This is a genomic window from Bradyrhizobium sp. (assembly GCF_049798375.1).
Lineage (GTDB): Bacteria > Pseudomonadota > Alphaproteobacteria > Rhizobiales > Xanthobacteraceae > Bradyrhizobium.
The window spans coordinates 1-5,160 of record NZ_JBARGP010000494.1 but is presented as its reverse complement, the minus strand read 5'-3'; the positions used below and the strand labels follow the sequence as shown (position 1 = coordinate 5,160).

Annotated in this window: 8 protein-coding genes; 5 read left to right on the top strand and 3 right to left on the bottom strand. The window is 63.3% G+C overall.

The window, feature by feature from the left end; all coding sequences use genetic code 11:
* The 5 genes from WA702_RS20205 to WA702_RS20185 all read left to right on the top strand — a co-directional run.
* Nucleotides 1-447: ATP-binding domain-containing protein (locus WA702_RS20205; protein WP_425112315.1), on the top strand; the 447-nt coding region annotated here is incomplete at its 5' end.
* Between the two features lie 386 nt (nucleotides 448-833).
* Nucleotides 834-1,514 carry a peptide-methionine (S)-S-oxide reductase MsrA gene (gene msrA / locus WA702_RS20200; protein WP_425112316.1) on the top strand — a complete coding sequence of 227 codons (681 nt, stop codon included), beginning with the start codon at nucleotides 834-836 and terminating at the stop codon, nucleotides 1,512-1,514.
* Between the two features lie 35 nt (nucleotides 1,515-1,549).
* Nucleotides 1,550-1,975 carry a peptide-methionine (R)-S-oxide reductase MsrB gene (gene msrB, locus WA702_RS20195; protein WP_425112314.1) on the top strand — a complete coding sequence of 142 codons (426 nt, stop codon included), beginning with the start codon at nucleotides 1,550-1,552 and terminating at the stop codon, nucleotides 1,973-1,975.
* Between the two features lie 230 nt (nucleotides 1,976-2,205).
* Nucleotides 2,206-2,370 carry a DUF3309 family protein gene (locus WA702_RS20190; protein ID WP_425112313.1) on the top strand — a complete coding sequence of 55 codons (165 nt, stop codon included), beginning with the start codon at nucleotides 2,206-2,208 and terminating at the stop codon, nucleotides 2,368-2,370.
* 263 nt (nucleotides 2,371-2,633) lie between these two features.
* The gene (locus WA702_RS20185; protein ID WP_425112312.1) at nucleotides 2,634-2,921 is read left to right on the top strand and encodes a hypothetical protein; all 288 of its coding nucleotides are present in this window, start codon (nucleotides 2,634-2,636) and stop codon (nucleotides 2,919-2,921) included.
* Nucleotides 2,922-3,006: 85 nt separating this feature from the next.
* Here WA702_RS20185 and WA702_RS20180 read toward each other — a convergent pair whose 3' ends face one another.
* The 3 genes from WA702_RS20180 to WA702_RS20170 all read right to left on the bottom strand — a co-directional run.
* On the bottom strand, nucleotides 3,007-3,555 hold the full coding sequence (locus WA702_RS20180) for a DUF4112 domain-containing protein (RefSeq protein WP_425112311.1): 549 nt from the start codon (nucleotides 3,553-3,555) through the stop codon (nucleotides 3,007-3,009).
* A gap of 49 nt (nucleotides 3,556-3,604) precedes the next feature.
* Complete coding sequence (locus WA702_RS20175) at nucleotides 3,605-4,051, bottom strand: DUF5413 family protein (RefSeq protein ID WP_425112310.1); 447 nt, start codon at nucleotides 4,049-4,051, stop codon at nucleotides 3,605-3,607.
* Nucleotides 4,052-4,108: 57 nt separating this feature from the next.
* Nucleotides 4,109-5,160 (bottom strand): hypothetical protein (locus tag WA702_RS20170; RefSeq protein WP_425112309.1); only part of this gene is annotated, 1,052 nt, incomplete at its 5' end.

Here is a 5,160-nt window from a genome sequence, read left to right as displayed (position 1 = left end):
CGACGGGCCTACAACATGCGGTTCAGGCAGCGCCTGGGCATCGAGGACCCGCTGCCCGTCGCCGACGACAAGCTGGTCTGCCTGCGCAACAACCGCAAGAAGGGCCTATTCAATGGCGGCCTGTGGCGAGTGAAATCGCGCGCGGCGTCGAAATCCAAGATCGTCACCATGCGGCTGATGCCGGACGAAGATTTCGGCAGCAAGGTGACAAAAGTCTCGGTGCGCGGCGAGTGCTTCGCCGGGGGCATCGAGGACATCCCGTGGGAACAGCGCAAGCCCTATGACGAGTTCGATTACGGCTATGTGCTGACCGTGCACAAGTCGCAGGGCTCGCAATGGGACGACGTCGTGCTGTTCGACGAGAGTTTTGCGTTCGGCGAAAGCCGCGCCCGCTGGCTCTACACCGGCATTACGCGTGCGGCGAAGCGGCTGTCGATCGTGGTGTGAACGAGCGGCGAGACCTCCTTCGAGACGCATCCCTTGGTGAGGTCGCCAATCCTCCCATGTCATCCCCGCGAAGGCGGGGATCCAGTACGCCGCGGCCTCTCAATTTTGCCACGCCAGCCTCTCGATACTGGATCGTCCGCCTTCGCGGACGATGACAGCGGAGAGGTTGGCAACAGGCATCGTGTGCGAGCCGACGAGGCGTCGTCACGCGCCGCCTTTCACGCAGTCGTGTGCGGAGCGCTGTAACAGCGCCGGGGGATGTGCGTATCTTGCCACGAGAGCGTGACGCCGGTCCGGCCGGTCGCCGCAAACACGAAGATTTCCGTCAAGCCTGAGGAGCTCCCATGCGCCGCAATCCGTTCCGCCCCTTCATCGTCAAGGCCGCTATGATCGGCGCGCTGGCCGGCGCCGCCCTGTTCGCTTATGGACCCGTGCGCGCCACCGAGGATGCCGTCGTGATCCCGCCGCCGGCGACGGACGAGCCGGCGGCGAACGGGCTCGAGACCGTCGTGGTGGCCGGAGGCTGCTTCTGGGGTGTGCAGGGCGTGTTCCAGCATACCGCCGGCGTCGCCAGCGCCGTGTCGGGCTATGCCGGCGGCGCCAAGGCCACGGCGAGCTATGAGACCGTTTCGACGGGCTCCACCGGGCACGCCGAATCCGTCCAGATCAAGTTCGACCCGAAGAAGATCTCCTATGGCAAGATCCTGCAGATCTTCTTCTCGGTCGTGCACGATCCGACCCAGCTCAACCGCCAGGGCCCGGACAGCGGCACGCAATATCGCTCGGCGATCTTCACCACCTCGGACGCGCAGAAGAAGGTTGCGGACGCCTATATCGCCCAGCTCGACCAAGCCAAGGCGTTCAAGAAGCCGATCGTGACCAAGGTCGGCAAGCTCGAAGGGTTCTATCCGGCGGAAGCCTATCATCAGGACTACCTGACGCTGCACCCGAACCAGCCTTATATTGCATACAACGACCTGCCGAAGGTCGAGAACCTGAAGAAGATCTTCGCCCAGAACTACCTGGACAAGCCGACACTGGTCAGCAACGCCAAGGCGACGAATTAGAGTGGCGGCCGACGGAAGCCGCCGGAGGAGAGAAAATGACCGACACGAAAACGCCTGTCGCTGGGACGAGCGGCAAAGTCGAGAAGAGCGAAGCGGAGTGGCGCAAGGAATTGAGCCCGATGCAGTATGCTGTGCTCCGTGAGAAGGCGACCGAGCGTCCCTTCACCGGCGAATATGAGCACGACCATCGCGCCGGCACTTATGTCTGCGCCGGCTGCGGCCAGACGCTGTTCGAGTCCGATGCCAAGTTCGATTCCGGCTGCGGCTGGCCGAGCTTCACTCAGCCTTCGACGGAGAGCCATGTCGACGAGGAGACGGATAGCAGCCACGGCATGGTCCGCACCGAGGTGCTGTGCTCGAAATGCTCGGGCCATCTCGGCCACGTGTTTCCGGACGGCCCCGGCCCGACCGGTCTGCGCTACTGCATCAACTCGGCCGCGCTGAAGCTGAAGCCGCGCTGAGACAAGCGACGGCCCAGCCCAGCTCGGATATCGCGGGAGTAAGCCGATGCTGTTTCAGCGACATCGGATGTTCCCTTCCCCCGATAGGGGAAGGGCTCAGGGAGGATGTTCAGCCCGCGTCGGCAGAGGCGGAAGCCGACTTTGATCGATCAGGCCGCGTATTATTATGAAAAGGTATTATATTACTAAGATAATCGTGATGGGCAGCACCTGATGGGCCGGAGAGGATCATGTCGCTTGGAATGATCCTGATCTTGATCGTCGTCATTTACCTCGCCGGTGGACTGTCCGGCCGGATCGGCGGCTATGGTTATGGCATGGGCCATTCCGGAATCGGCCTCGGGGTTGTCATTTTGGTTGTACTGACCATCCTGCTTTGGCTTCACAAGTTGTAAAATCACGCAACGCATTGAAGAAAGACAAGAAATTTTGAGTTCCGTCAGATTTTATAGATTTACGATGTGAGCCGGCAGGATTCGCATTTTTGTCAAATCGGCCTATATTAGAGTTCGTGAATGATATGCAGGGCGTGGCTGCCTAGAGCGGCCGTGTTGGCCCTCGACATCCCCATCGCTGGCGGAAGCCGCAACGTCGAACAGAAAGCTTCGCGCGAAAGTTCGCGTCAGCGCCGCAGCCGAACAAGAAGAGGTCTCAGACCATGCGTCCTATGCGTCCGTTCAACTTCAACACGTCTGCCGAGCTGTTCCCCGCCGCGATCCGCAAGAAGAAGCGCGCAGGCTTTGCCTATCGGCGTTTCGGCACCGCGGCCGAGGCCGTGCAGTTCGCGATGGAGCAGTTGCCGGCGGATTCGTTGAATGGCGCCTATCTGCAGGTCGAGGAAGCCCGTTTCGACCAGAACGGCATCCGGTCGCTCTATGAGAGCGAGGCGTTTCCGCTGCCGCGGCGGGCGCCCGAGCCGCAGGCGCCGGACGCGGACGCCGCGTAACGACCATCCGACCAGGAATTTTGCCGAACCTGCCCCGCCATGCTGCGGGGCAGTTTTTTGAAGCATGCGTTTCGCCTGTCCGCGATCAGTGTGGCTGCGTGTCCAGCCATCGCCGCAAGATGCGGGCATTGCGCATGTTGGCGCGATAGAGCACGTCGAAGGCATCGCCTGCGACCGGCACCGCGCCGATCGTGCCTTGGACGGCGACATTGCCGAGCATTCGCGCGGTGACATGCCAGGGCGCGCCGAGCGCACGCGCCTCGCGCACCAGCCACAATGACAGCCCGGTCGCGATGATGTCGCCGACCACCGGGATCAGGCCGATGATGCCGTCGATGCCGTAGCGGATGTTGGTGCCCGGCACGATGAAGGCGATGTCGAGCAGCTTCGCGATCGCCTCCAGCCGCGCCACCCGTTGCTCGCGCGTCAGATTGCCGAACGGGTTAGCGGTTGTGAAATCGAACTGAAAGCCGCGGACGTTTCCCGTTCCCTGAAAGCTTCCCGTTCCCTGAAAGGGACCCTGGGGGATCTCCCGCCCGTCCTGATCGATCACCTTTCCGCGCGCCTCGGTCGTGCTGAACGGCGCCTGGGAGGGACGACGGGTGGACGATCTGTGGTCGTTCTGCATGCTCATGAGATAGAAACGCGCGACCGCCGCGCAAGTTGCTTCACCGGATCATGCTCTAGCGGGATTCCGTCGCGCTCTGCGCCGGCGGAGGCACCGGCAACGGCTCGTCGACGAATTTGTACACCAGCCAGGACGAAATCGTGGCCGGGATGAAGCCGACCAGCCCGTAGAGCACGAACTGCAGCACGCCATAATCGGCGCCGTGCGACGCGTAGTTCAACGCGGCCAGGCAGAAGGCGATGATTCCGACCAGCAGCATGCGCAAGCTTGGTCCGATGCGGCGGACGTGAAACAGGATGTCGTCGATCGCGCAGATCATGAGCGCCGGCAGGAAGCCGAACAGATAGCTGTATTGCAGCGAGACGACGAACACCTTGAACAGCTTCGCGATCTCATCCGCATTGGTCTCGATCCAGTAGCCCGACTGATAGGTGGTCACCATCAGGAGCACGAACCCGCCCAGTGCCGGCCCCACCGCAACGAAGATCAGATAGCGCTTCATGCCTTGCCCTCAGCCTGTTCGCGGCGGACCTTCGCAGCTCGTGCCCGGCCTCCGACGCTAATCTCCCCATTGCGCAAAGGCGTCGTTGAAGGCGCGTTCGCCGGGGGCGCCCTTCTCGATCGCGATGATCGCGCGGTGCCCGTTGGTGTAGACCAGCGGCACGTCGAACCATGATCGCTCCTTCAGGAGCTGGATGTTGCGAGCGCGGTCGGCGTCGACGCTCGACAGCCCAATCAGGAAGAAGCCATCGGTGACCTTCACAGCGAGCCCGGCGAGCGGCACGCCGCGCGCTTGCTCGTTGGATTTCATCAGCAGGCCCGGCACGCTGCCGACGCCGCCGCCGGAGAAGTCGGGCGGCAGGATGAAGGTCAACTCCGCCGTATGGCTCGCCGGCAGCGAGGGGTCGGTGTTGCGGCGGAACGACATCGCCATCTTGAACTTGCGGTCCGGAATCTCGATGTCGGCCCGTACGGCGATATCGGCCTTCTGCGTGCCCGACGCCTTGATCTGCTCGGTCCGCCAGACCACCGTGCCGGCATACGGCTTGCCCTTGGGATCGCTCGAATCCTCATCATAGAGCATGACCCGCTGGGCGACCGGCGCCACTTCATCCGATGGCGCCTGGCCGATACGATCGGGAATCTTCGGCTTGGCGAGCGGTGTGCCGCTGTCTTTCGGCGCCTCCACGACCGGAGCGGAGGATTTGAACATGTTGCTCACGCTGGCGACGATGGTCTTGCCCCCCACCAAGCCTGCGCCGACCAGGATCAGGACGATGCCGATGGCGATCGCGGTCTTGAATGGAAACGTCGCGCCACGGGCCCGCTTCTTCGGCTCCCGGTCGACGCCAACGCGCGAACGCGGCGTTGGCTGCGACGGCAGCGCGTAGCGCTCGGCCTCCTCGATCGCCTCGTCATAGGAATAGGACGGGTCGGCGTCTGCACCGCGCTCGTCTGCTCCCGGTTCCTGCAGCGCGGGATCGGGCGCGGGCACGTTGGCGTAGGTCTTGCGCGCGGCGCGGTTGGCCTGGGCGGCGGCCTTGCCGAGATCATCGACATCGGCGGTGATGTCGCGGAAGCCGCGCATGCCCGGCGTTTGCGGACCAGCAT